Source organism: Bacillus sp. XB1, assembly GCF_053557995.1.
In genome coordinates this window covers 587,222-609,976 of sequence record NZ_JBNRIL010000002.1, presented here as the reverse complement: position 1 = coordinate 609,976, position 22,755 = coordinate 587,222, and the positions used below count along the sequence as shown (strand labels likewise).

The following is a 22,755-nucleotide window of genomic DNA, read 5'->3' as shown; positions in this document are numbered from 1 at the left end:
CCCCTAAATAGAATTCATCATTTGAAACATCGGCATAATCATCGCTAAATACATAAGGACAACGATTCCTCCAATACATGTAAATAAAATAGGCTGAATGATAACTAACATATGTTTAATTTTTCGTTCCATCTTTTCCATAATAAGATCGCTATAGTCACCTAATTCAATCCCTAAATTGCCATTTGCTTGTCCATGCGTAATAACATAAGAAAGTTCTTTCTCGTAATACCCACTTTTAGCAATGATAGATTGTAACTGTTCTCCTCCAATTAATTGTCTTTCAATCCGATTCGCTTCATATTGAAAGAACGGATGATATCTTTGCTCCATCATTATTGTTAAAGCTTCGCATACTGATAGTCCACCATTTAATAAACCACTCAACTGAGTAGCAAAATAATGTGAATGCTTTAAAATAAGAAATGTTTTGATGAGAGGAATACGAAGCATGATTTTTACCTGTCTAATATGTGGAAGTTTCCTAAAATACAACATATATAAACTACATCCAATAATAACAGTTAAAATAGCGGTTAAAATAATGTATGGTAGCAGTTTTATTGCACTTAAAATTTGTTCTGTAAGTAGTGGTGTATTAGAACCGAACGAACTATAAACCATTTCAACCTGAGGTAATAAAATGAGGTTAAAAATAAAAAGCATGATTAGTAGAAAAAACATCAAGAACATAGGATACTGCATTATTTTCATCATGTCTTTCCTATACTTATCTTTCTTATAAAGAAGTGCACTTCCTTGTTGCAAAGCAAAAGAAATATCACCATGTTGCTCGGCATAAAATAGATAACTTAACATGTCCTGATGAAACTTTAACTGATGAAAAGAATCGTGTAGACTTTTCCCATCTTTTAACCCCTCAATCATGCGCTGCAATTGTACTTTCTTTTCTACAGGTAATTGAAACTGTAAAAATTCTAATGCTTGTAAAAGAGAGTAGCCTTTTTCTAATAATTCTCCTAAACGTTTCAACAATACTACTTGATCACTTAAACTCCAAGTTTTCTTAAACATAAACATCTTCTTCTAAAAAACCTAAAGCATATCCTTTTCGTATTGACGATTCTAAAGTCTCATGTTTGTAAGTAACACATTCTCCATCTGCTTCTTTAAGTGCTTGTTTTAACTCATGTCCATATAGTAGCTCATAAATGCTTGCTTGCCTTACTTGCCTCATTGATTTACATAAAGTTGAGCACTTTCCTCTGCAAAACGGACACTTCAATTCGACAAGTCGCTGTGCAGCTACAGCCAATAAAGACTGTTCAATCTCTTGCCTCGTTATACCATAATCCATGAAACGAATGATTGCTCCTTTCGCATCATTCGTATGCAGCGTTGTCATTACTAAATGTCCTGTCAAACTTGCCCTTATAGCTATTTTTGCTGTTTCCTCATCCCGGATTTCACCGACTAAAATAATATCTGGATCATGACGTAAAATAGCCTTTAATCCTGTTTCATATGTGAGACCCGCTTTTTCATTTATTTGAATTTGTAATACATCGTCACTTCTTTTTTCAACCGGATCTTCAAGTGTAATGATGCGACGTGTTTTCTTTTTTCTAATTACTTCTAATAATGCATACATTGTCGTCGTCTTCCCAGATCCAGTCGGTCCAGTAAATACGAGTAGCCCCTGTGAATAGCGTAAAAACGAGAGTAGTTTTGCTGCCGTACTTGGAAATAACGAAAGATGTGATAAGGGCTGAACAGATGCTTGTAAATGAAGGCGAATAACGAGACTTTCTTGATATACTGTTGGAAGTGTTGAAAGGCGTAAATACACTTCTTGTCCATCAATTTGCAAATACAACGAACCATTCTGTGGCTTCCGTTTCTCTCCTATGTCCATAGATGCTAAAAATTTGAAATGTGAGACAAGTTTTTCTCCAAACTCCTTTTCAATACACTGTCTCGTCATTAAATCTTTTCCTATACGTAGTTGCACTGCTACATCCTTCTGCCGGGGCACAATATGTAAATCTGACGCTTGTACCCTACACGCTTCTTTTAAAATTGTATTCGCAAAAATTTCAATCCCATTCATTACTTTTCCCTCCTCACTATGTATATAGCATGAAAACATTCGCAATAAAAATTTGGACTTTTGTATTTTCAATAGAGGAAAAAGGAAAAATATGTTTGTGAAATTATGAACAATTTCCGAATTATTGTCTGAAATTACCTATACTCATGTTTATCTGTATTATAATGTTATTATCTTGGATAAAGTGATAAAGGTGGAGATCCTCATGGAACAAGCTTTAAAAATTACAGGTGTATTATCTGACCCAACTCGTTATTACATTTATAAATATATTTCGCAAAAACATAGTTACGTAACGGTACAAGAAATTGCAGATGAATTCGATATTCATCCAAACGTAGCGCGTTTACATTTATCTAAATTAGAAGATGTTCATATGCTAAAATCGGAAACGAAGAAAACTGGAAAAGGCGGACGACCGAGCAGATTGTATGTCTTATCTGAAGATGTTATCCAATTACAATTTCCATTCCGTGATTATCAATTGTTAGCAAGAATCGCATTTAATTCTTTACTTAGCCTTGGCGCTGCTGGTGAGAAAGCGCTATACGAAACAGGAAAACAATTCGGAGCTGAATTAATGCAACAACATATGCAACGTTTAAATGTGAGTGAAGATGCTTTAACAGTGGAACAAAAAGTTCAAATTGCAAAAGAAGCTTTCTCAACAGCTGGCTTATCACCTGCATTTGAATTAAGTGCAGATGGAACAAAAATTTTCTATGATGTACACAATTGTCCATTTAAAGAAGTTGCTGTTCATCATCCAACTGAAATTTGTAACATGCACGGAGATATGATGAAAGGAATTTTTGAAATCCTATTCCCTAACATGGAATTAACTCGAAATGATAGTCTATTAGATGGATGTAAATCTTGTAATTATAAACTAACAATTTAATTTCTCATATAAAAAGAAGCCAATAATAATTGGCTTCTTTTTATATGAATGAATATTTACAATAGTAAGAAAAATAAACTATAATGAGGTGAAGTTTACTTTTTTTAGAAAAGGAGGGAGATGGCATGGAGCGCATGTTTCGCGTTCTCGGCTTTTGGACTGGAATTTTCTCGGTTATGTTTTACGTAGGGGATATGCAACAGACCGCACTACTATTTTTAGGACAAACAGGTTTCTTCGTACTTTTAAGCTATTTAAAATTAACAGAGCGTATGTATATATACGTATTTGGGGCATATTTAACTGTTTTCTTCATAGGATTTACATACTACACGACGTTTTTACTTGTCCCTGGGGCTGGACATTAAAAGATGGCATTTTGCCATCTTTTTTTAATTCCGGAATTTCCTAGTTGACTTATAGGTTTTATTGCCTTATATTCTATATAACAGATTGGAATTAGGGGGAATCAACATGAATACACTGCTTGTCGGAATTAACGTTGCAGTCATGCTCATTTTAGTTGGCGTATTATATTATATGCAACGTAAGCATGTATCTTTTAATAAACGTGTATTTACTGCTTTAGGAGTCGGAATTATATTCGGTCTTATATTACAATTTATTTATGAACCAACTTCTAAAATAATTATTGAATCAAATACTTGGTTTGGCTTAATCGGTAACGGTTATGTGAAATTACTTCAAATGATCGTTATGCCACTTATTTTAGTATCTATTATTTCAGCCTTTACAAAATTACAGTTAACGAAAAACCTTGGTAAAATCAGTGGTCTTATTATCGGAATTTTAATTCTTACTACAGGAATCGCTGCAGCTGTCGGTATCGCTGCAAGTGCAGGATTTGATGTATCTGCAGCAGGCTTGCAACAAGGTGATGCAGAATCTGCTCGTCTGAAACTAGTTGAAGAAAGATTTACTTCTATTGAAAAGACAACAATTCCGGATAAATTATTAGAGCTATTGCCTACAAATCCGTTTCTTGATTTAACAGGCGCTCGTCCAACATCAACAATTTCTGTCGTAATATTTGCAGCCTTTATCGGCATTGCCTTTATAGGTGTAAAACGAAAATATCCAGAACAAGCAGAACTATTTAAGAAAATGCTTGATGCTGTATATGCAATCGTAATGCGTATGGTAACATTAATTTTACGCCTTACTCCATACGGCGTATTAGCTCTTATGGCAAAAACAGTTGCTGGTAGCGATATAAATGCTATTTTAAAACTTGGTAACTTCGTGTTAGCCTCTTACGTAGCACTTATCGTAATGTTTATCATTCACTTATTATTAATTGCATTGTCTGGTTTAAATCCAATTCAATATTTGAAAAAAGTGTTCCCTGTACTAACTTTTGCATTCACATCTCGCTCTAGTGCTGGTGCGATGCCATTAAATATTGAAGCTCAAAAAGAAAAGCTTGGTATTTCCGAAGGAATTGCAAACTTCGCAGCTTCATTTGGGGTATCTATCGGACAAAACGGTTGCGCAGGTATTTATCCAGCAATGCTTGCAATGATGGTCGCTCCAACTGTAGGAATTGATCCATTACAACCACAATTTATTTTAACTTTAATCGCTGTTGTTGCTATTAGCTCATTCGGTGTTGCCGGAGTTGGTGGCGGCGCAACATTCGCAGCTTTAATCGTACTATCTACAATGAACTTACCAATCGGTATTGTTGCTCTAGTTATCTCGGTTGAGCCATTAATCGATATGGGGCGTACAGCTCTTAACGTAAGTGGTTCTATGACAGCAGGTCTTATTTCAAGTAAATGGCTTGGTGAATTAGATCAAGATACGTACAATCAAGATGATACAAAAACTGGTGAAATTGCTTCATAATGAAAAAAAGACGCTAACATACAATTGTTAGCGTCTTTTTTATTCCGTTCCCTCTTTATAGATTTTATCTTGAGAATTCTTACTCCAAGTATTCTTCTAGTTGCTCTTTTAACTCCTCCTCAATCTCATAACAAGATTCATCAACAAGTTCCCCCTACTTTCTTACTCCCAAAAATGTTTGATTGAATTGACATTCCTAAAAAGATTCTTTCGCATTTCCAAATTGGAATATAGTGAAATTCAATCATCTCTTTTTCTTCATCTAATATAGCTATGGCAACTGATGAATAATAACCCACCTCAAAGGGATTCTCTTTTTCTCTTGCAAATCCCATATCTAATTCCATGTGTTTTTCTATGTATAAATGCGCATACTCTTTATGCAGTTTAAGTGATATTCGCTCTATTTCCTTCTCCATACATTGAATGTTCTCTTTTAACTCCAACGTAAACTCCTGTTCTTTATATTTCATTTTCGCCTCCTGAAACATAGAAAAAGAGAATATGATAACATATCCTCTTTCCTCAAATATATTTCATTATCTCACAGCCCGTCCTTTTCACAAATAACCATTTTGTTCGCACCATTTATGAAATTGTCCTACGTCTACTCCAACTAACACGATATCCTTTAGCTCTACATCAATGATTTGTTCTCCAATTACAATAGCAAACTGCGATGCTAATTTTGTCTCGTTTTTCTTTACAATTCCAATTCGGTTCCGATGCGGTCCATCTTTTATATATGCTTTTTGTCCTACAATATCAAAGTTCAAAATTCTCACCTCTTTTACTGCGCTCAAATTGGAAATACGATCTCCACCTCGGAAAATTTCCTTTCATTGCACTATTTCTCTATATATATGACGAAACAATAAAAGAGTCCTTCCTTCTTTACAATTATTTTTTCTTTGTTTCATTTTTGTGATTGAAACGTAAAGTTTATAATAAAATACACTTGGAAGCGCTTTCTATGTAATTTTTTATGTTATAATATATAAGTAGAACTTCGTAAAGAGGGTTAAAAAATGAATACAAAAATGATTAAAAAAGTAATTGAAGCATTAAAAGTATATGGCTTTCAGGATGTATCATTCTGTGACAAAACGAAGCAATTTTTATTTCATAACGAAACCGATATTATGAGCGGCTATGCAGAAATAACATATAGTAGTCAATTTGAAAAATTCAACGTACAAATTCATCCAATTGAAACGCATCACCAAGCAGAGTTACAAGAGATTGAAAGACATATACAAGCTTGTATAAGAAAAGTGGAATATTTAAACGCACTTCTTACCGGGCAGACAAAACTAGATGATAAAATTATTATTATGTAAAAAAAGAACGTGATCCAATCACGTTCTTTTTTCATTATACGTTCATCTTTTCCTTTAGTTGTAATCCTGTAACAGATTCTAATACATCCATCGATTCTCCAAATGTCATATCAAAAATTGTCTTGTCCTCTATGTATGGAAACTGTCTGAAACGCTTTTCTAACAACTTCACAGCATCTGATGTAAAGTTTGCACTATCAATGCCAAATTCTGTTTCAAGAAGAACGATCCAATCTAGCACATGAAAACCTAATCCATTGACGAATGAAATAAGTTTTTCTTCTGGATTTGAAGATAAGAATACTTGGCGTTCCATCTCACTAAAAAGTTCTTCTCCTAAGATTTCAGCTAACTCATCATCATGTTCACGTTCAACAAGTTCTTCGTAGCCGTAATCATCCACAAGCTCTTCTACTTCTTCACTATCCTGACAAAGCAATTGACTAAGAAGTGCCTCTTTCTTAAATTCACTATTTTGTACGACTTCTAAAAAGCTCGTTTCCCATCCATTTTCTAATTTCATATTATGTACTCCTTTATATACGTTTCTTATCATCACTGTACCCAAAAGATCACTTTTATAACCTTTTAGGTAGTTACTATTATTTCACATGATTCATAACAAAAGATGCAAACTCAGCTACATCTCCTTCAAAAATATTTATTTCTGGCAAGTGATAGAACGTTGTTTGGAGCGGGTTTCCTGCATGATATACATATATCGTTTTCTCTAGTGCAATCGCCATTCCAAACTCTGTATGGCTCCCGTTTCCACCATCTAATATAAGTAAAAATACATCCGCTTCTTTTACAGCATTTCGTTCTGCCTGACCAATTTCTCTTAATTGTTCTTCATTCGCTGCTCTTTCGTTTTTGGTCCAATCATATGTATGGTGCCATCCTGCATGTTTCAGTTCATTTGCTACGGAATGTACAAGATGTTTATTTTGGAAACCTGAGGCGATATAAAAATTCATTTATATACACTCCTTCATTATGTATGGGGAAACTCCTTTTTAGCGTTATTTGTTATAGCTATAATAAAGAACAACTTCAAAAAAAATCCCCATCTTTAAAACTTATTTGCGTTTAAATGATGGGATGCTTCATGGTCTTCTTTTATTTTTTGTTTTTTATAACTTTCATCAGCTAACATTTCTAGTTCAGCTGTTATCTCTGACTTTTCAAGCTCTCTTTCTTGCGAAAATTTCCTTGAAATATAAACAATAACACTACCAACGTACAACACAAAGCATATAATAAGTGCAGTATTTTCATAGAGACTTAGCTCCAACACAGTCACTCCTAATCCATTCGTATTTTCACGCCTCATTAATTGGAATTTCCCTATTAACCCATTTGTTATCCCGCTATTTGAGGGCAGTAAGACTCCCTCCTCAAAATTCAGTAACAGTAAAGAAGTTAGATGTGGGATGAACCCAACTGATTAAAGTTTCACTTTATTGTAACATAAAAATATCAATTCTTGGAATCTTTCACCCTACTAAAAGAGGCATGATTGTTTCATCATGCCTCTGAAATATTTTGAATGATTGTTTTAATTGCTTCTTTTCCATTATATTTTTTTAGTGCTGTTTTATACTTCTCATTATTTTGATTCAATTCTTCGACATACTTTATAAGAGATTTTACAGTTACATCTTCTTCATATAATACGGAGGCATACCCTTGCCTTTCAAAGGACTCTGCATTTAATATTTGATCTCCACGGCTTGCAAATTTCGATAATGGAATTAAAACCATCGGCTTTTGTAATGTTAAAAATTCAAAAATTGCGTTGGAGCCCGCGCGTGAAATAACAAAATCTGTTACCGCTAATATGTCTGGCAGTTCTCCATGTACATATTCAAATTGTCTATATCCTTCTTTATTTTGTAAACTTTCGTCAAGGTTACCTTTTCCGCAAAGGTGAACAATTTGATATTTTTTAAGAAGTTCTGGTAATGCTTCTCGAGCTGTATCATTAATTTTTTTCGCGCCCAAGCTGCCTCCCATAATCGTAATAACTGGCTTTTTACGTGAAAAACCTAAAAACGCTAAACCTTTTTCACGATTTCCCTTCAGCACTTCTTCACGTACAGGAGATCCCGTATATATTACTTTTTCTTTCGGTAAATGTTTCGCTGCTTCTTCAAATGTAACAAATATTTTCGAAGCAAAACGAAGCGCAATTTTATTTGCTAGTCCTGGTGTCATATCAGATTCATGTAATAAAACTGGTACTCTATTTAGCCATCCTCCAATTACGACTGGTACAGATACGAAACCGCCTTTTGAAAAAATCACATCTGGTTTTAGTTTTCGAATCCTTACATACGCATCCATAACACCCTTCATTACAAGAAAAGGATCTTTTATATTTTTCAAATCAAAATAACGACGTAGCTTTCCACTCGAAATACTATAGTAGGGAATGCCTTCCTTTTCTATAATCGTTTTCTCAATACCTTGATGAGAACCAATATAAGAGATATCCCAGTTGTCTTCCTGTAAATATGGGATAATGGCTAAATTAGGTGTTACATGTCCTGCCGAACCGCCACCTGTAAAGACTATTTTCTTCATACGTCTCCCCCTTCTAGACTATAATACACTAAAATATCTTGCCTCAGGATGAGAAAATACCATAGCCGTTACGGACGCTTCTGGCTCCATCATGAATCCTTCTGTTAATGAAATACCTATTTCCTCTGGATGAATTAAGCGAAATAGCTTTTCTTGATCTGCAAGTTCTGGACACGCCGGATAACCAAATGACACTCGTATTCCTCTATATTTCGTACGGAAACGTTCTTCCATCGTCAGTTCAGGTGAGTCCGGAATGCCCCAGCGGTCACGAATGAGCATATGTGTTTTTTCAGCAAGTCCTTCCGCTAATTCAAGCGCTAACGATTGAATGGCATGACTACGTAAGTAATCACCTTTCGCCTTCCACTCTTCAGCAATGTCCCGAACTCCTTCCCCAACCGTAACAGATAAGAAAGCAACATAGTCCATCTCATCTCCTATTGGGCGCAAATAATCACCTAAAGTACGATAGGGAGCCTTTCCTTGTCTAGGGAATGTGAAACGCTCTATAACACGCGTATGATCTTCTGGATCATATATTACAATGTTTTGTCCGTCGCTTTGCGCTGGGAAAAATTGATACACTGCTTTCGGCTTTAACCAAGATTGTCCTTCCTGCAATAATTCATCTATTAAATCATTTAATTCATGTGCTCTCTTATCTCCCTCTTTCAAAAGCTTCTTCACATTTCCTTTTAATCCAAGGTGATGCCCAAGTAGCATTTGTCTATTTAAAAATGGAGCGAGATGAAGGGCCGGAATATCGCGTAATACAATTCGTTTTGTTGAATCAGGCACGATAACTTCAGCCTTCGGTAATGGCTCAATTACTGCTGGAATTTCTACTTTCTTCTCCTCTTTTTTTACGATATGAAGATGACGTTCTTTTTTATCCTGTTTCATCTTCTCACGCTCTTCTTCTTTTTGAAGCTTATTAATAATATCGAGCCCCGTCATCGCATCACTCGCATAACAAACGAGCCCTTTATATGATGGTGAAATCCGATTATCTGTAAACTTTCTCGTTAACGCTGCACCACCTACAACAATGGGAACATCAATATTTGCTGCTTTTAAATCTTCAGCAGTCGTTACCATTTGTTGCGCTGATTTTACTAATAAACCGGAAAGGCCTATAATATCCGGCTTCTTTTCTTGTACTTCTTGAACAATTCGATCCGAACGTACATTAATTCCTAAATTAATAATCTCATATCCGTTATTTGCTAAAATAATTTCAACGAGATTTTTCCCAATATCATGCACGTCACCTTTTACAGTTGCTAATAATACTTTCCCTTTTTTCGCACTATCACTAGATTCCATATGTGGCTCTAAATAGCTTACAGCAGCTTTCATACTTTCAGCACTTTGCAATACTTCAGCAACAATAAGTTCATTATTATTAAATAGTCGTCCTACCTCATCCATCCCTGTCATAAGCGGACCGTTAATAATATCAAGAGGTTTTCTTCCTTCTTCAAGCGCAAGACTTAAATCCTCGTGTAATCCTTGTTTCGTACCTTCTACAATATAATTTGCTAGTCTTTCATCAAGCGTTAACGTTTCTTGCACAACGATATCTTTCTTTTTAGCAACTCGGTAAAAGTTTGTAAATTCTTCTAACGTCTCTTTCGTCGTTTCAAACAGTAGTGCATCTGCAAGGCGTTTTTCTTCCTCTGGAATCGACGCATAGCGTTCTAATTTTTCCGTATTCACAATCGCATAATCTAACCCTGCTTTCGTAGCATGATATAAAAAGACTGAATTTAATACTTCACGTCCAGCCGGTGGTAAACCAAATGATATGTTACTTACCCCTAAAATCGTTAAACACTCTGGTAACGCTTCTTTAATAAGGCGAATTCCTTCTATAGTCGCTGCCGCTGAACCAATATATTCTTCATCACCTGTCCCTACCGGAAACACAAGTGCATCAAAAATAATATCTGACGGGCGTATCCCATACTTCTTTGTAAGTAATTCATAGCTTCTTTTCGCAATTTCTATCTTTCGCTCCGCACTAACCGCCATACCGTCTTCATCAATTGTTCCTACAACTATAGCAGCACCATACTTCTGAAGAAGCGGTGTCACTTTTTTAAATCGTTCTTCTCCATCTTCTAAATTAATTGAATTAATAACAGCTTTTCCTTGAATATAAGTAAGAGCTCGCTCCATCACATTTTCATCTGTTGAATCAATCATAATCGGTACTTTTAAAACTTTCATAACTTCTGCTAAGAAGTTTTCCATATCTTCTATTTCATCGCGATCAGGATCTGCCATACAAATATCAATAATATGAGCATTTTTCTTCACTTGCGCTCTTGCCACTTCAGCAGCCTCTTCAAATTTCCCTTCTGCTACTAATCGTTTAAATTTACGTGACCCAATAACATTCGTTCTTTCACCTACAAATAACGGTCTCATAGACTCATCATATTGCAGTGCTTCTAATCCACTAATTCCATGTCCTTCTCTCTCATGATGGTCACGAGGCTTAAGAGATGCTAGCGCGGATTTCATTGCTTTTATATGTTCTGGTGTCGTGCCACAACAACCACCAATAATATTAACCCATCCTTCTTCAGCAAATCGCTTCACCTTTTCAGCAAGAGAAGATGGAGATTCATGGTAATGTCCATCTTCATCAGGAAGACCTGCATTTGGATAACAAGAAATGTAACACTCCGATAAATCAGATAGTGAACGAATATGGTCCCTCATAAACTCCGGACCAGTCGCACAGTTTAACCCAACAGATAATGGTTTCATATGTTCTACTGATAAATAAAAAGCTTCAATTGTTTGCCCAGCCAGAGTCGTTCCCATTGGCTCAATCGTACCTGAAATCATAATAGGAACCGTTTTTTTCAGTTCTTCAAAAGCAGCTTGAATTCCAATATAAGCTGCTTTCACGTTACGCATATCTTGACTCGTCTCAACGAGTAATACATCAACTTCTCCTTTTAATAATCCTCGTGCCTGCCTTGTATAAGCTTCAATCAATTCTTCAAAAGTCACACCACCAGTAACACTAATTGCTTTCGTTGTTGGTCCCATCGCTCCCGCAACATATACTTCATTCCCGCTTTCTTTAACAGCTTGCTTCGCCAAAAGTGCTGCCTTTTCATTTAGTTCTTCATCTAAATGAGACAGCTCATAATCACTTAGTACAATATTCGTTGCCCCAAATGTATTTGTTTCAATAATATCCGCTCCAGCTTCAATATAAGCTTTATGAATCTTTAAAATAACGTCTGGTCTTGTTTCCACTAAATATTCATTACAGCCCTCGTACTCTTCTCCTCCGAAATCTTCAGCAGTTAAATCCTCTTGCTGAATCATTGTCCCCATTGCACCATCTAATATTAAAATGCTATTTTTTAATTTTTCTTCTATACACTTCATCAATTAATACCTTCTTTCACTTCTTGCTTTTCTCTTACATATTTAACAAGATGTTCTGTAATTTCATACTTTAAAAATGGTGTAATAAGATAAATACCATTAAAATATTTCATCGCTGCGTCGACCAATTCTTGTGAAATGCGAATCCCTTCCTCAATTGCTGCCTCTTTCGTTTCATGTCCATCCATTCTCTCTCTTATTTCTTCAGGAAGAGTAATACCCGGCACCTCAAAATGAAGAAAATCTGCATTCCGCTTACTTACTAACGGCATAATTCCAATAAAAATAGGTTGTTCCAAATGCTTTGTCGCTTCATACACTTCTTCAATTAACTTGATATCGTAAATTGGCTGAGTTAAAAAATACTCCGCTCCAGCATCTATTTTTCGTTCCATTCGCTTAACCGCTGCTTTTAAGTGCCTCACGTGAGGATTAAATGCGCCGCCTACAGAAAACCTTGTCGCCGGTCCAATTGATTTCCCTAAAATTGAACGTCCATCGTTCATTTCTTTAATCATTTTAATAAGCTCAATAGAGGATAAATCATATACAGAAGTGGCACCGGGAAAATCACCAACGCGCGCTGGATCACCAGTTAAAGCTAACACTTCTTCCATCCCTAACGCCGATAAACCTAACAAATGAGATTGTAGTCCAATGACGTTATGATCTCTACACGTTAAATGCGTCAATACTGGGATATCATGCTTCGTTAATAACGCACCCATCGCCATATTAGAGACACGAGGCGATGCTAATGAATTATCTGCTAGAGTAATAGCATCTGCTCCCGCTCTTTTTAACGCTCTTGCTCCTTCAAAAAAACGCTGTGTATCTAACGTTTTCGGTGGATCTAATTCCACTACAACTGTCGTTTGTTTTTTTGCTTTCTCTGCTAGAGTGACGTGAGCCTTCGAACGTTTCTCATGCGTATGAACGACTTTTGGCCTTTGAATCGTTTCTTTTTCGATTACAGGGGTAATATTCGCAACAGCGCGCTTCATACTTTGAATATGTTCTGGAGTCGTACCACAACAGCCACCCAATAACCGAATACCTTGCTCAATAAATTTCGGTGTCATTGCTTCAAAATAAGCTGGACTTCCCTCATATACGTAACGTCCCTCTACATAATTCGGGAGACCTGCATTTGGGTATGCTGATAAATAGCCATTTTGCGGAATCGATATCATTTTGAAAGCTTCCGTCATATGAAGCGGCCCCAGTTGACAATTCAATCCAACAACATTTGCACCGTAATCTATAAACTGCTTTAATATTTCATTGACATCATTTCCATTTTGAGTCGTACCTGCTTCATGTAACGCTAATTGCGCAACAATCGGAATATTCGTTTGCTTACGCAACACTTTAACAGCATGAAGTAATTCAAATTCATCATAAAAAGTTTCTAATAGTAATCCATCAACCTGTTCTTCTAGTAAAGCCCCCGCCTGTTCAAGTAACATAAACTCCCTTTCCATATCAGTCGTTGTAACAGCTCCGATATGTTTCATACCACCAATTGTTCCTAAAATTGCATTTTTATCTGTCACAGATGCTTTCGCCAATTTCACTGCCGCTCTATTAATTTTTGTAACTTGATTTTCTAAACCATACATACGTAATTTCGCCTCATTTGCTCCATACGTATTCGTTTGAATTACATCTGCTCCAGCAGCTACATATTGTTTATGAATGGATATAATTAGATCTGGATCAGATACGTTCAATTCTTCAAAGCTACTTTGCAAACCATGTGAATGCAATAACGTTCCAACCGCACCATCACCTATTACAATTCCTTTTGATAATAAATCTAGTAATTTCACGAATCTCCCTCATTTCTATCAATATAAAAACCCCCTCTTCACTTTGAAGAGGGGGACATAATTGTTCCTCCTCTTATTATGCAAAACATTCGTTTTGCAGGTATTAGCACCGTTTCAAACATTTCGTTTGAAGGTTGCCGGGTTTCACAGGGCCTTTCCCTCCACCGCTCTCAATAAGAGTTGTCTTTATTATTTTATTTATGTAGCTAAAAGGAAATGCGTTCCCCTTTTAACAATGTTTGTTAATTTTTTAATAAATTTAGCATGCACAAAATTAAAAGTCAATGACACTTGCGGAAAAATAAAAATTATTTAAAATAAAGTTGCAATTCAATTATCTTTTATTGTAAAGTTAAAAACATAATAAAAATTTCATACGAACATTCTTATCTAGAGAGGTAGAGGGACTGGCCCTGTGACGCCTCAGCAACCATTAACATTTTGTTAATAAGGTGCTAATTCCAGCAAATTGTGAAAGATTTGACAGATGAGAAGAAGACTCTATTCAAACCGAAAGCCTTCTTCTTAGAAGGCTTTTTTTATTTTATATTCACTTAATGTTTCAATTTAAAAAGGAGGAATTTTCACATGTCAACAATCGAAACAAAACTAGCACAAATCGGAAATCGTAGTGAAACTACAACTGGAACGGTTAATCCACCAGTTTATTTCTCAACCGCTTATCGCCACGAAGGAATTGGTAAATCTACTGGCTTTGACTATTCACGAACTGGTAATCCAACTCGCTGTCTTTTAGAACAGGCGATCGCAGACTTAGAATATGGCGAACAAGGTTATGCCTGTAGTTCAGGGATGGCGGCTGTTCTCCTCGTCCTTTCTCTATTCCGCTCTGGAGACGAACTTATTGTATCTGAAGATTTATACGGGGGAACGTATCGATTATTTTCTGAGCATGAAAAAAAGTGGAATGTTCGATGTAGATACGTAAATACACAGTCTATTAAACAAATTGAGCAAGCTATCACAACTGAAACGAAGGCTATTTTCATAGAAACTCCAACTAATCCATTAATGCAAGTTACTGATATTGCTGCTGTCGCAACTGTAGCGAAAAGGCACGGACTACTTCTTATTGTAGACAACACATTCTACACACCTTATATACAGCAACCATTAACAGAAGGTGCTGACATTGTACTTCATAGCGCAACGAAATATTTAGGGGGACATAACGATGTACTAAGCGGGCTTGTCGTTGCAAAAGGAAAGGAACTTTGCGAGGAAATCGCTCATTATCATAATGCATCAGGTGCAGTTTTAAGCCCATTTGACTCATGGTTATTAATTCGCGGTATGAAAACGTTAGCGCTTCGCATGAGACAACATGAAGAAAATGCGAAAGCAGTTGTTGCGTATTTAAATGATGAAGACGGGGTGACAGATGTATTTTATCCAGGAAGAGGCGGCATGATTTCATTCCGCCTTAAAGATGAAGCTTGGATTAATCCATTCTTACAATCTTTATCCTTAATTACATTTGCCGAAAGTCTTGGTGGTGTAGAAAGTTTAATGACTTATCCAGCAACGCAAACACATGCTGATATTCCTGAAGAAATTAGAACAGCAAACGGCGTATGCAATCGTCTTCTTCGATTCTCAGTTGGCATTGAAAATAGTAACGATTTAATTCAAGACTTAAAGCAAGCCATTAAACTCGTAAAAGAAGGTGTAAGAATATGAGCTATTCTATAGATACACTCTTACTACACAACCAATATAAACATGACTCGCAAACAGGCGCTGTGAACGTTCCTATTTATAACACATCAACTTTTCACCAGTTTGATGTAGATACGTTCGGAAAATATGACTATAGCAGGTCAGGAAATCCAACTCGTGAAGCTCTTGAAGATATCATTGCTTTATTAGAAGGCGGAACAAAAGGATTCGCCTTTGCATCAGGCATTGCAGCGATTTCCACTGCATTCCTCCTTCTTTCACAAGGTGATCACGTACTCATTTCAGAAGATGTGTACGGAGGCACTTACCGAGTGATAACTGAGGTACTCTCCCGTTACGGTGTTTCACATACATTTGTTGATATGACCAATTTAGAAGAAATAAAACAAAACATGAAACCAAATACAAGGCTCTTTTATGTAGAAACACCTTCTAACCCACTTTTAAAAGTGACAGATATTCGCGAGGTTTCTAAACTCGCAAAATCTATTGGCGCTCTTACTTTTGTTGATAATACATTTTTGACACCACTATTCCAAAAACCACTTGAACTTGGAGCTGATGTCGTTCTTCATAGTGCTACAAAATTTATTGCTGGTCATAGTGATGTTACTGCCGGATTAGCAGTAGTAAAAGATGCAGAACTCGCTCAAAAGCTTGGATTTTTACAAAATGCATTCGGTGCTATTTTAGGACCTCAAGATTGTTCTCTCGTACTTCGCGGTCTAAAAACATTGCACGTACGCCTCGAGCATTCAGCTAAAAATGCCAATAAAATCGCACATTATTTACAAGAGCACGCTAAAGTACAAAATGTCTATTATCCGGGATTACAAACACATCTCGGATTTGATATTCAACAATCTCAAGCAACATCAGCTGGAGCGGTCTTATCGTTTACTTTGCAGTCAGAAGATGCACTCCGCCAATTTTTATCAAAAGTAAAATTACCTGTTTTTGCAGTTAGTTTAGGAGCTGTAGAGTCAATTCTTTCTTATCCAGCAAAAATGTCACATGCAGCACTGTCGCAAGAAGCTCGTGATGAAAGAGGAATCTCTAATTCATTACTTCGGTTATCAGTCGGTCTTGAAAATGTTAACGATTTAATATCCGATTTTGAAAATGCCCTTTCTTATGTAGAAGAACCTGTAAATGCATAGAGAAAAAGAAGATATGAGATTAGGTTTTCATATCTTCTTTTTCTGCGTTTTAGTTATATTCATTTGAATTTCTTCTTTTCTTATAGTCCATAAAAAAATAAAAGTATATCATCTATTTCTAAATAATGGATTAATTGATATATTAAGAAATAAAAAGGGGTGAAAATAATGGATATTTGTTCAGATATTTTAATCGTTATCGATTTACAAAATGGCGTATGTTATAGCGAGGAGCATTTATTTGATTTACAGAACTTACTAACAAAAGTAAATAAAAGAATTTATTCATACAGAAAATTAAATAAACCAATCCTTTTTGTTCAACATTGTGATGATGATTTAGTACCCGAGAAAGAACTTTGGGCTATTCATACCGATTTAGATGTTCAAGAACAAGATTTTTTTGTAAGAAAAACACATGCAAATTCATTTTATAAAACAAACTTAAAAGAAATTTTAGATCAATTATCTGTAAATTGCATTGAATTTTGTGGCGCCCAAACAGAGTACTGTATGGATGCTACGATTAAGTTTGCCCACGGACTAGGATACGAAAACTTTATGGTACAGAAAACAACCTCTACGTTGAATAATCCTTTTATGTCCGCAAAAGAGACAATTGATTTTTATGAGAACATATGGAATCACAGGTTTTTAACGTTGCTAAAAGATGAATTTTAGAATAAATGACTAATGACTTGATCATCCTAAGATTTATCAGCTGTAAGCAAATATTTCATTATCACCATAAAGAAGCGAATTACATTCAGCTTCTTTTCTTTTAACCTGTTTTATATTCTATATATATCATTATAATTCCTTTGTCATATTATTTTAAAAATTTCGTATATTCATTTGAAAGAATAAGAAAATCATGATAAAATTGTGTTACAAATATATCTATATCTTTCAATTTTTAAAACGCATCGAAATTTTCACCCAAAAATGTCATTTTACAAAAACATGCTAATTTACCTATTTTATTTACATCAGGGTCTCTTTTCTTACAATTTCTTTACTTTAGGACTTTTTTTCTGCAACAACTATTTTCTTTTCTTTAAATTTTTGGTATGTATAGTATGGTATAATAGCTCACACGGAGGTGGAAAAGAACATGTTAGAAACCTTTCAAAAAGAATTAGAACTATATGAAAGTAATGCAGAATTATTAAAAGTGCTAGCTCATCCTGTTCGTTTATGTATCGTAAAAGGATTAATCGAGCGCGGTCCAAGCAACGTTTCTACAATGTATACTGGCTTAAACATGCCACAATCTACAATTTCACAGCATTTAGCAAAATTAAAAAGCGCTAAAATCGTTTCTAGTGAAAGAAAAGGATTGGAAATTTATTACAAAGTAGAGAATGAAACAATCATTCAACTCGTTCGCGTATTATTAGGTTAGGGACTAATAATCGAAGAAAAAGAACGTATTCTATATTTTTCATCTCATATCTTTAATATAAATATATATCATGAGAGGAAATATATAATACTACATAAGTCGTATTAAAAAACAAGACACAGTATATACTGTGTCTTGTTTTTTATATTGTTACATACCGATCCAAATGTAAATGTTGCATATCTTTTGTATGTATAACAACATCAAATGCACTCCCTACTCCTCCATTCAAAATCATAGAACGAACGGCTCGATTTTGTTTTTGCGTTTCAGAAAAAGGATTCATATCTTGATGGCTCGTAAGCTGTTCTAATATCCCTGCAGCTAACAAGAACTCAGATTGTTTCTTATGCCATACTGCACTCATTCCTTGCATACTAAACATCTCCTTTAGCTCGTCCCAATGAATATGAGTAGTAAGATCCATTTCACCTGGATGCGCTAGTGGGTTACGTATTAGCTTATGCTGATAATACCCTCGCAAACTTCCTTCACGGTGTGCTGGATGCATCCATTCTTTTTTTGTGTATCCGTAATCAACTGTAATACATATACCTTTTTGAAACCATTTCGCAATTTCTTTTATATACTCCTCCATCACAATTGGTACTTCAAAACGTTGCCCTTCAGCAATATGAATATTATATTTTAATAAATAGCGACCAATTCTTTTATCTAACGGCCTACATACTTCTGAAAGGTTTCCTTCCTCTGTATATGTAATACGTACTTCATACAACATACCATTTCTTTTCTCAATTATTTCAACAGGAAATGCATCAAACAACTCATTCGAAAAAAGAATTCCCTCGAAAGAATCTCCCATTTCACTATAGGAGGTATAGTACGATACATTAGAAAATGAGCCAAGGTGCTCCTGCTGTAATTTTCTATGAAAGGGGCTCACTTCAATCATTGAATAGTTTAAATCAATAAAGGTTTTTGGAGATACTTGCTTCCATTCTTGTAAAACATCATAGGCAAACTTCCCTGTTCCTCCGCCAATTTCACAAATATTCGGAGCAACTTCACCATTTTCAACAAGACGAATAAAAAGTTTAGCAAAAGTTTTTGCAAACACAGAGGATACGTTGCTACTTGTAAAAAAATCCCCTTGTCTTCCAATCTTTTCACGTTCTTTCATATAATATCCATGACCTTCTGTATACAATACAAGGTTCATATACGTACTATATGAAATTGAATAATCCTTTTCTTTCCCCATCCATTCTCTTAAAATGAGCTCCATTCCCATAATGACTCCTTATTGTAAAAACGGATTATTTTCTTTTTCAAAGCCAATGCTTGTTTCTGGACCATGTCCACATAAAACCGCTGTTTCATCTGGTAATACAAATAATTTCTCTTCAATACTTCCAATTAATTCAGCGAAACTTCCACCAGGTAAATCTGTTCTTCCAATGCTCATTTGGAACAATACATCTCCTGAGAATACAGCATTCGCCTCTTTACTATAATAAGAAATACTTCCTGGAGAATGTCCTGGTGTCTCAAAAATTTCAAAATTAAATGATCCAATTGTTAATGTACCTTCTGCATCAATAATATGATCCGCTGGTTTTGCTGTAATACTGCGGTTCATCATAAAAATTTGAGAGCCGTTTACAGTTGCATCTCCTAACCAATCTGCTTCTTCTTTATGTACGTACACAGGAATATGAAAAGCGTCTCTTACCGCATCAACAGCACCGATATGATCAAAGTGAGCATGTGTTAATAAAACAGCCAATGGTTTTAATTGTTCTTCTTGTACATATGTAACGAGCTTTTCACCTTCATGACCAGGGTCAAAGATAATGCACTCTTTTTGATCGTTCATTAAAATATAAGCATTTGTTTGTAATGGGCCTAACGGCATTTGTATCCATTTCATATGAAAATCTCCTCCAGTTATTAAACTTACTTTTAATGATACAACATTTCTTTCTCTGAGGAAAAGAAAGGATGCTATCTCGACAATCATTTTTAAAACATGTACAATATAAAAGAGTAAATATTCCAAAAACTCATAATAAGAAATGGGTAGACAGAGGAGGATATTGTATGGGCCTTGTTATTATTTTTACACTTGTCACTCTGTTAGCTGTATTTGCTACGCTTAGAACACTTCGTGAAAAAAACTTTTTCGCGAGCGGCTTTGCAATTGCAACTGTACTCGTTTTCGGATGGTTTACAATCATGACTGTTCTATATAACGGGTATCCACCAGCAGCTTAATTCGTTTACACTTTATTCTTCATCGAGATTTCACACAAAAAGAGGAAGGGCTCCCCCTTCCTCTTTTCATATTTCACAACTTATATCATCTTCGCTTCGTATTTGTGCTTTTTTACAAGCCAAGCTCCTCCGATAACACCTGCATCATTACCAAGTGTTGCAATAGCTAACTTCGTGCTCTTTACAGCACGTGAGAAAGCATATTGCTCGAAATAGCGTTGAATTGGTTCTAATAGCGCATCTCCAGCTTTAGACACGCCTCCACCAATAACAATTTTCTCTGGGTTCAATGTACTAGAAAGGTTCGCTACAGCTAATCCTAAATAAGAGGCTACTTTTTCTACTACTTCACCTGCTAATTCATCACCTTGTCCAAGTGCTTCAAAGACATCTTTTGATGTAATACGTCCTTCTTCAGCTAACATAGAACGCAACATGCTCTCTTTATTAGTCTCTTGTATTTTTTGCATAGCAACACGTACAATACCTGTCGCAGATGCTACTGTTTCTAAGCAACCAGACTTTCCGCAATTACATGGGAAAGCATTTTCTGTAACGACTGTAATATGTCCAATCTCACCAGCAGCACCACTCACGCCGTGTACAATCTCACCATTGGCGATTACACCACCACCAACGCCCGTACCAAGTGTCATACAGATTAAATCTTTTGCACCTTCACCAGCACCTTTCCACATTTCACCAAGCGCTGCTAAGTTTGCATCATTATCAATAACAACAGGTAATCCTGTTTCTACTTCTAATAAATCTTTTAGCGGATAGTTTTTCCATCCTAAATTAACCGCTTCATAAATCATTCCAGACGCCACATGTACAGGACCAGGAGCTCCCATACCAATACCAATTAACTTGCTCTTCAATTCGCCTAATTCTTCTAGCTTTTTATCAATTGCTTTCGCAACATCAAGTGTAATATGTTTTCCTTGCTCACCTGTATTCGTAGGAATTTCCCACTTATGTAAAATTTCACCGTACACATTAATAAATGCTAATTTAATCGTTGTACCACCAAGGTCAACACCAACTAACCATTTCTCTTCCATGTTACTTACCTACCTTTATCTAATTCTTATTTAGCTCTTTTTGAATTTCTTGCTTCAATAAAAATAAAGCTGTTTGATAGTCTTGTGGATCGATTAGCTGTGATTGATTTAATTCACGCAATTCATCTTGCATTAATTGTAAATCTGCAATTCGATCTCCCGTATAAATAATCGTACCAAATTTCTTTAGCAATTGCTGAATATCATAAATAGATACCATTTCATCACCCTCTATGCTCACTTACTATAAAAAATTATAATAAGAAAACGTTCACATATTTTATTATAATCAAGAAGAAAAAGTCTCGTCAATTTTTATTTGTCTATACAAGCTTATTTGTAAGCAGTGTTCCTTTTTCTGTAATAATTTTTTCTATGTTTTTATCAAATGGCTCTACCGGAATGTGTTTTACCATTTGAAAATCATACGCTAATGACAGCGTTTTCCCTTTATAATGCACGAGATAACGATCATAATAGCCACCGCCGTACCCAATTCGCTCTCCTCGTTCTGTATAAGCTACGCCTGGGACAATTTGAAGATCAATTTCATCCATATTCACTTCTTCCGTAAGCCCGGGAATCGGTTCACGTAAATTCATATACACCGTTTCTAATTGATCAAAATTATTAATTTGCCGGAAGGACATCGTTCTTGTTCCTTTATTACACTTAGGAACTACAACTTTCTTTCCTTCTTCCCAAGCTTTTTCGATAATAGGATATGTATTCACTTCATTTTCCATTGAAAGAGTAATTCCAATTGTTTTAGCTTCAATCCACTCTTTTTGCGCATACAACGAAAATGCAATCTGTTCTGATAAAGTTGTATACTGTTCTTCTGATAAAGAATTCATGTGTTCTATTATTTGTTTACGCAAACGTACTTTCTCTGCTTTCACACACTCTCCCCCTTACAGTGACACTTTACTCTATGCTGATAGTGTATCACTTTTAACATAGGAATCGAATAAAAAAAAGAAACAGTAGGAAAATATTCCTACTGCTTACTTTGTTTCACGGTGTAACGTAGACTTCTTGTCACGCTTGCAATACTTTTTAAGCTCGATACGCTCAGCGTTGTTACGTTTATTTTTCTTTGAGATATAGTTACGATCTCCGCATTCTGTACATGCTAGAGTAATATTCACACGCATTCTTATTTCCCTCC

24 protein-coding genes, 1 pseudogene and 2 riboswitches are annotated in these 22,755 nt (G+C 35.5%); of the genes and pseudogenes, 9 read left to right on the top strand and 16 right to left on the bottom strand.

What is annotated here, in order from left to right; all coding sequences use genetic code 11:
• Positions 1-3: 3 nt before the first annotated feature.
• Together comGB and comGA are read right to left on the bottom strand one after the other, a co-directional pair.
• Positions 4-1,035, bottom strand: a complete 1,032-nt coding sequence (gene comGB, locus ACK1U5_RS18400) for a competence type IV pilus assembly protein ComGB (RefSeq protein WP_000475184.1) — start codon at positions 1,033-1,035, stop codon at positions 4-6.
• Positions 1,028-2,071: a competence type IV pilus ATPase ComGA gene (gene comGA / locus ACK1U5_RS18395; RefSeq protein WP_001013180.1), complete on the bottom strand. Its 1,044-nt coding sequence runs from the start codon at positions 2,069-2,071 to the stop codon at positions 1,028-1,030. Before comGA ends, comGB begins: the two co-directional genes overlap by 8 nt.
• A 205-nt stretch (positions 2,072-2,276) precedes the next feature.
• Here comGA and ACK1U5_RS18390 point away from each other — a divergent pair, with 205 nt between their 5' ends.
• The 3 genes from ACK1U5_RS18390 (at position 2,277) to ACK1U5_RS18380 (ending at position 4,841) form a co-directional block, all read left to right on the top strand.
• Positions 2,277-2,972, top strand: a complete 696-nt coding sequence (locus ACK1U5_RS18390) for a helix-turn-helix transcriptional regulator (RefSeq protein WP_000434125.1) — start codon at positions 2,277-2,279, stop codon at positions 2,970-2,972.
• A gap of 125 nt (positions 2,973-3,097) precedes the next feature.
• A complete protein-coding gene (locus ACK1U5_RS18385) occupies positions 3,098-3,340 on the top strand; it encodes a DUF2626 domain-containing protein (RefSeq protein WP_000440721.1) in 243 nt (80 codons plus the stop codon).
• Positions 3,341-3,446: 106 nt separating this feature from the next.
• The gene (locus ACK1U5_RS18380) at positions 3,447-4,841 is read left to right on the top strand and encodes an L-cystine transporter (protein WP_001094331.1); all 1,395 of its coding nucleotides are present in this window, start codon (positions 3,447-3,449) and stop codon (positions 4,839-4,841) included.
• 79 nt (positions 4,842-4,920) lie between these two features.
• Here ACK1U5_RS18380 and ACK1U5_RS18375 read toward each other — a convergent pair.
• Together ACK1U5_RS18375 and ACK1U5_RS18370 are read right to left on the bottom strand one after the other, a co-directional pair.
• Positions 4,921-5,314 (bottom strand): annotated as a pseudogene (locus tag ACK1U5_RS18375) (hypothetical protein).
• 87 nt (positions 5,315-5,401) lie between these two features.
• Entirely contained in the window at positions 5,402-5,617 is a 216-nt protein-coding gene (locus tag ACK1U5_RS18370; RefSeq protein WP_001008326.1) for a DUF3912 family protein, read from the bottom strand.
• 252 nt (positions 5,618-5,869) lie between these two features.
• On the opposite strand from ACK1U5_RS18370, the gene ACK1U5_RS18365 reads away from it, so the two are divergent.
• Positions 5,870-6,181 (top strand): hypothetical protein, encoded by a 312-nt coding sequence (locus ACK1U5_RS18365; RefSeq protein WP_001093237.1) that lies wholly within the window; start codon positions 5,870-5,872, stop codon positions 6,179-6,181.
• A 34-nt stretch (positions 6,182-6,215) separates the two neighbouring features.
• On the opposite strand, the gene ACK1U5_RS18360 is transcribed toward ACK1U5_RS18365, so the two are convergent.
• The 6 genes from ACK1U5_RS18360 to ACK1U5_RS18335 form a co-directional block, all read right to left on the bottom strand.
• The gene (locus ACK1U5_RS18360; RefSeq protein WP_000764266.1) at positions 6,216-6,704 is read right to left on the bottom strand and encodes a hypothetical protein; all 489 of its coding nucleotides are present in this window, start codon (positions 6,702-6,704) and stop codon (positions 6,216-6,218) included.
• A 79-nt stretch (positions 6,705-6,783) separates the two neighbouring features.
• A complete protein-coding gene (locus ACK1U5_RS18355; RefSeq protein WP_001012333.1) occupies positions 6,784-7,158 on the bottom strand; it encodes a nucleoside 2-deoxyribosyltransferase in 375 nt (124 codons plus the stop codon).
• Between the two features lie 95 nt (positions 7,159-7,253).
• Positions 7,254-7,514, bottom strand: a complete 261-nt coding sequence (locus tag ACK1U5_RS18350) for a DUF3966 domain-containing protein (RefSeq protein ID WP_001250699.1) — start codon at positions 7,512-7,514, stop codon at positions 7,254-7,256.
• A gap of 194 nt (positions 7,515-7,708) precedes the next feature.
• Positions 7,709-8,767, bottom strand: coding sequence for an undecaprenyldiphospho-muramoylpentapeptide beta-N-acetylglucosaminyltransferase (gene murG, locus ACK1U5_RS18345; protein ID WP_000724777.1), 1,059 nt, complete (start codon positions 8,765-8,767; stop codon positions 7,709-7,711).
• 18 nt (positions 8,768-8,785) lie between these two features.
• On the bottom strand, positions 8,786-12,184 hold the full coding sequence (gene metH / locus ACK1U5_RS18340; RefSeq protein WP_069604921.1) for a methionine synthase: 3,399 nt from the start codon (positions 12,182-12,184) through the stop codon (positions 8,786-8,788).
• Entirely contained in the window at positions 12,184-14,016 is a 1,833-nt protein-coding gene (locus ACK1U5_RS18335; protein ID WP_000770360.1) for a bifunctional homocysteine S-methyltransferase/methylenetetrahydrofolate reductase, read from the bottom strand. Before ACK1U5_RS18335 ends, metH begins: the two co-directional genes overlap by 1 nt.
• A 70-nt stretch (positions 14,017-14,086) precedes the next feature.
• A riboswitch (SAM riboswitch) is annotated at positions 14,087-14,196 on the bottom strand.
• Between the two features lie 203 nt (positions 14,197-14,399).
• Positions 14,400-14,510, top strand: a riboswitch (SAM riboswitch).
• 94 nt (positions 14,511-14,604) lie between these two features.
• On the opposite strand from ACK1U5_RS18335, the gene metI reads away from it, so the two are divergent.
• The 4 genes from metI (at position 14,605) to ACK1U5_RS18315 (ending at position 18,282) form a co-directional block, all read left to right on the top strand.
• Complete coding sequence (metI, locus tag ACK1U5_RS18330; RefSeq protein ID WP_030028076.1) at positions 14,605-15,717, top strand: cystathionine gamma-synthase/O-acetylhomoserine thiolyase; 1,113 nt, start codon at positions 14,605-14,607, stop codon at positions 15,715-15,717.
• Positions 15,714-16,877: a cystathionine beta-lyase gene (gene metC, locus ACK1U5_RS18325; RefSeq protein WP_000122304.1), complete on the top strand. Its 1,164-nt coding sequence runs from the start codon at positions 15,714-15,716 to the stop codon at positions 16,875-16,877. The genes metI and metC overlap by 4 nt, the downstream gene beginning before the upstream one ends.
• A 168-nt stretch (positions 16,878-17,045) precedes the next feature.
• Entirely contained in the window at positions 17,046-17,558 is a 513-nt protein-coding gene (locus ACK1U5_RS18320) for a cysteine hydrolase family protein (protein ID WP_000350341.1), read from the top strand.
• Positions 17,559-17,991: 433 nt separating this feature from the next.
• Positions 17,992-18,282, top strand: coding sequence for an ArsR/SmtB family transcription factor (locus ACK1U5_RS18315; protein WP_000894377.1), 291 nt, complete (start codon positions 17,992-17,994; stop codon positions 18,280-18,282).
• 142 nt (positions 18,283-18,424) lie between these two features.
• Here the strand turns inward: ACK1U5_RS18315 and ACK1U5_RS18310 are convergent, their stop codons facing one another.
• Together ACK1U5_RS18310 and ACK1U5_RS18305 are read right to left on the bottom strand one after the other, a co-directional pair.
• Complete coding sequence (locus ACK1U5_RS18310; RefSeq protein WP_069604835.1) at positions 18,425-19,537, bottom strand: class I SAM-dependent methyltransferase; 1,113 nt, start codon at positions 19,535-19,537, stop codon at positions 18,425-18,427.
• A gap of 9 nt (positions 19,538-19,546) precedes the next feature.
• Positions 19,547-20,176 carry an MBL fold metallo-hydrolase gene (locus tag ACK1U5_RS18305; protein ID WP_000871237.1) on the bottom strand — a complete coding sequence of 210 codons (630 nt, stop codon included), beginning with the start codon at positions 20,174-20,176 and terminating at the stop codon, positions 19,547-19,549.
• Between the two features lie 170 nt (positions 20,177-20,346).
• Here ACK1U5_RS18305 and ACK1U5_RS18300 point away from each other — a divergent pair, with 170 nt between their 5' ends.
• A complete protein-coding gene (locus ACK1U5_RS18300; protein ID WP_000524852.1) occupies positions 20,347-20,520 on the top strand; it encodes a DUF2759 domain-containing protein in 174 nt (57 codons plus the stop codon).
• Between the two features lie 80 nt (positions 20,521-20,600).
• Here the strand turns inward: ACK1U5_RS18300 and glcK are convergent, their stop codons facing one another.
• From glcK to rpmG, 4 genes are all read right to left on the bottom strand, one after another.
• A complete protein-coding gene (gene glcK / locus ACK1U5_RS18295) occupies positions 20,601-21,584 on the bottom strand; it encodes a glucokinase (RefSeq protein ID WP_000391701.1) in 984 nt (327 codons plus the stop codon).
• A gap of 19 nt (positions 21,585-21,603) precedes the next feature.
• Entirely contained in the window at positions 21,604-21,804 is a 201-nt protein-coding gene (locus tag ACK1U5_RS18290; protein WP_000253699.1) for a YqgQ family protein, read from the bottom strand.
• 103 nt (positions 21,805-21,907) lie between these two features.
• The gene (locus ACK1U5_RS18285) at positions 21,908-22,486 is read right to left on the bottom strand and encodes a 5-formyltetrahydrofolate cyclo-ligase (protein ID WP_030028089.1); all 579 of its coding nucleotides are present in this window, start codon (positions 22,484-22,486) and stop codon (positions 21,908-21,910) included.
• A gap of 105 nt (positions 22,487-22,591) precedes the next feature.
• Positions 22,592-22,741, bottom strand: coding sequence for a 50S ribosomal protein L33 (rpmG, locus tag ACK1U5_RS18280; RefSeq protein ID WP_001265616.1), 150 nt, complete (start codon positions 22,739-22,741; stop codon positions 22,592-22,594).
• Positions 22,742-22,755: the final 14 nt, after the last annotated feature.

Coding starts and splice junctions, on each gene's coding strand:
- comGB (WP_000475184.1), bottom strand. CDS start 1,035: ATGTTTAAGAAAACTTGGAGTTTAAGTGATCAAGTAGTATTGTTGAAA.
- comGA (WP_001013180.1), bottom strand. CDS start 2,071: ATGAATGGGATTGAAATTTTTGCGAATACAATTTTAAAAGAAGCGTGT.
- ACK1U5_RS18390 (WP_000434125.1), top strand. CDS start 2,277: ATGGAACAAGCTTTAAAAATTACAGGTGTATTATCTGACCCAACTCGT.
- ACK1U5_RS18385 (WP_000440721.1), top strand. CDS start 3,098: ATGGAGCGCATGTTTCGCGTTCTCGGCTTTTGGACTGGAATTTTCTCG.
- ACK1U5_RS18380 (WP_001094331.1), top strand. CDS start 3,447: ATGAATACACTGCTTGTCGGAATTAACGTTGCAGTCATGCTCATTTTA.
- ACK1U5_RS18365 (WP_001093237.1), top strand. CDS start 5,870: ATGAATACAAAAATGATTAAAAAAGTAATTGAAGCATTAAAAGTATAT.
- ACK1U5_RS18360 (WP_000764266.1), bottom strand. CDS start 6,704: ATGAAATTAGAAAATGGATGGGAAACGAGCTTTTTAGAAGTCGTACAA.
- ACK1U5_RS18355 (WP_001012333.1), bottom strand. CDS start 7,158: ATGAATTTTTATATCGCCTCAGGTTTCCAAAATAAACATCTTGTACAT.
- ACK1U5_RS18350 (WP_001250699.1), bottom strand. CDS start 7,514: ATGAGGCGTGAAAATACGAATGGATTAGGAGTGACTGTGTTGGAGCTA.
- murG (WP_000724777.1), bottom strand. CDS start 8,767: ATGAAGAAAATAGTCTTTACAGGTGGCGGTTCGGCAGGACATGTAACA.
- metH (WP_069604921.1), bottom strand. CDS start 12,184: ATGAAGTGTATAGAAGAAAAATTAAAAAATAGCATTTTAATATTAGAT.
- metI (WP_030028076.1), top strand. CDS start 14,605: ATGTCAACAATCGAAACAAAACTAGCACAAATCGGAAATCGTAGTGAA.
- metC (WP_000122304.1), top strand. CDS start 15,714: ATGAGCTATTCTATAGATACACTCTTACTACACAACCAATATAAACAT.
- ACK1U5_RS18320 (WP_000350341.1), top strand. CDS start 17,046: ATGGATATTTGTTCAGATATTTTAATCGTTATCGATTTACAAAATGGC.
- ACK1U5_RS18315 (WP_000894377.1), top strand. CDS start 17,992: ATGTTAGAAACCTTTCAAAAAGAATTAGAACTATATGAAAGTAATGCA.
- ACK1U5_RS18310 (WP_069604835.1), bottom strand. CDS start 19,537: ATGGGAATGGAGCTCATTTTAAGAGAATGGATGGGGAAAGAAAAGGAT.
- ACK1U5_RS18305 (WP_000871237.1), bottom strand. CDS start 20,176: ATGAAATGGATACAAATGCCGTTAGGCCCATTACAAACAAATGCTTAT.
- ACK1U5_RS18300 (WP_000524852.1), top strand. CDS start 20,347: ATGGGCCTTGTTATTATTTTTACACTTGTCACTCTGTTAGCTGTATTT.
- glcK (WP_000391701.1), bottom strand. CDS start 21,584: ATGGAAGAGAAATGGTTAGTTGGTGTTGACCTTGGTGGTACAACGATT.
- ACK1U5_RS18290 (WP_000253699.1), bottom strand. CDS start 21,804: ATGGTATCTATTTATGATATTCAGCAATTGCTAAAGAAATTTGGTACG.
- rpmG (WP_001265616.1), bottom strand. CDS start 22,741: ATGCGTGTGAATATTACTCTAGCATGTACAGAATGCGGAGATCGTAAC.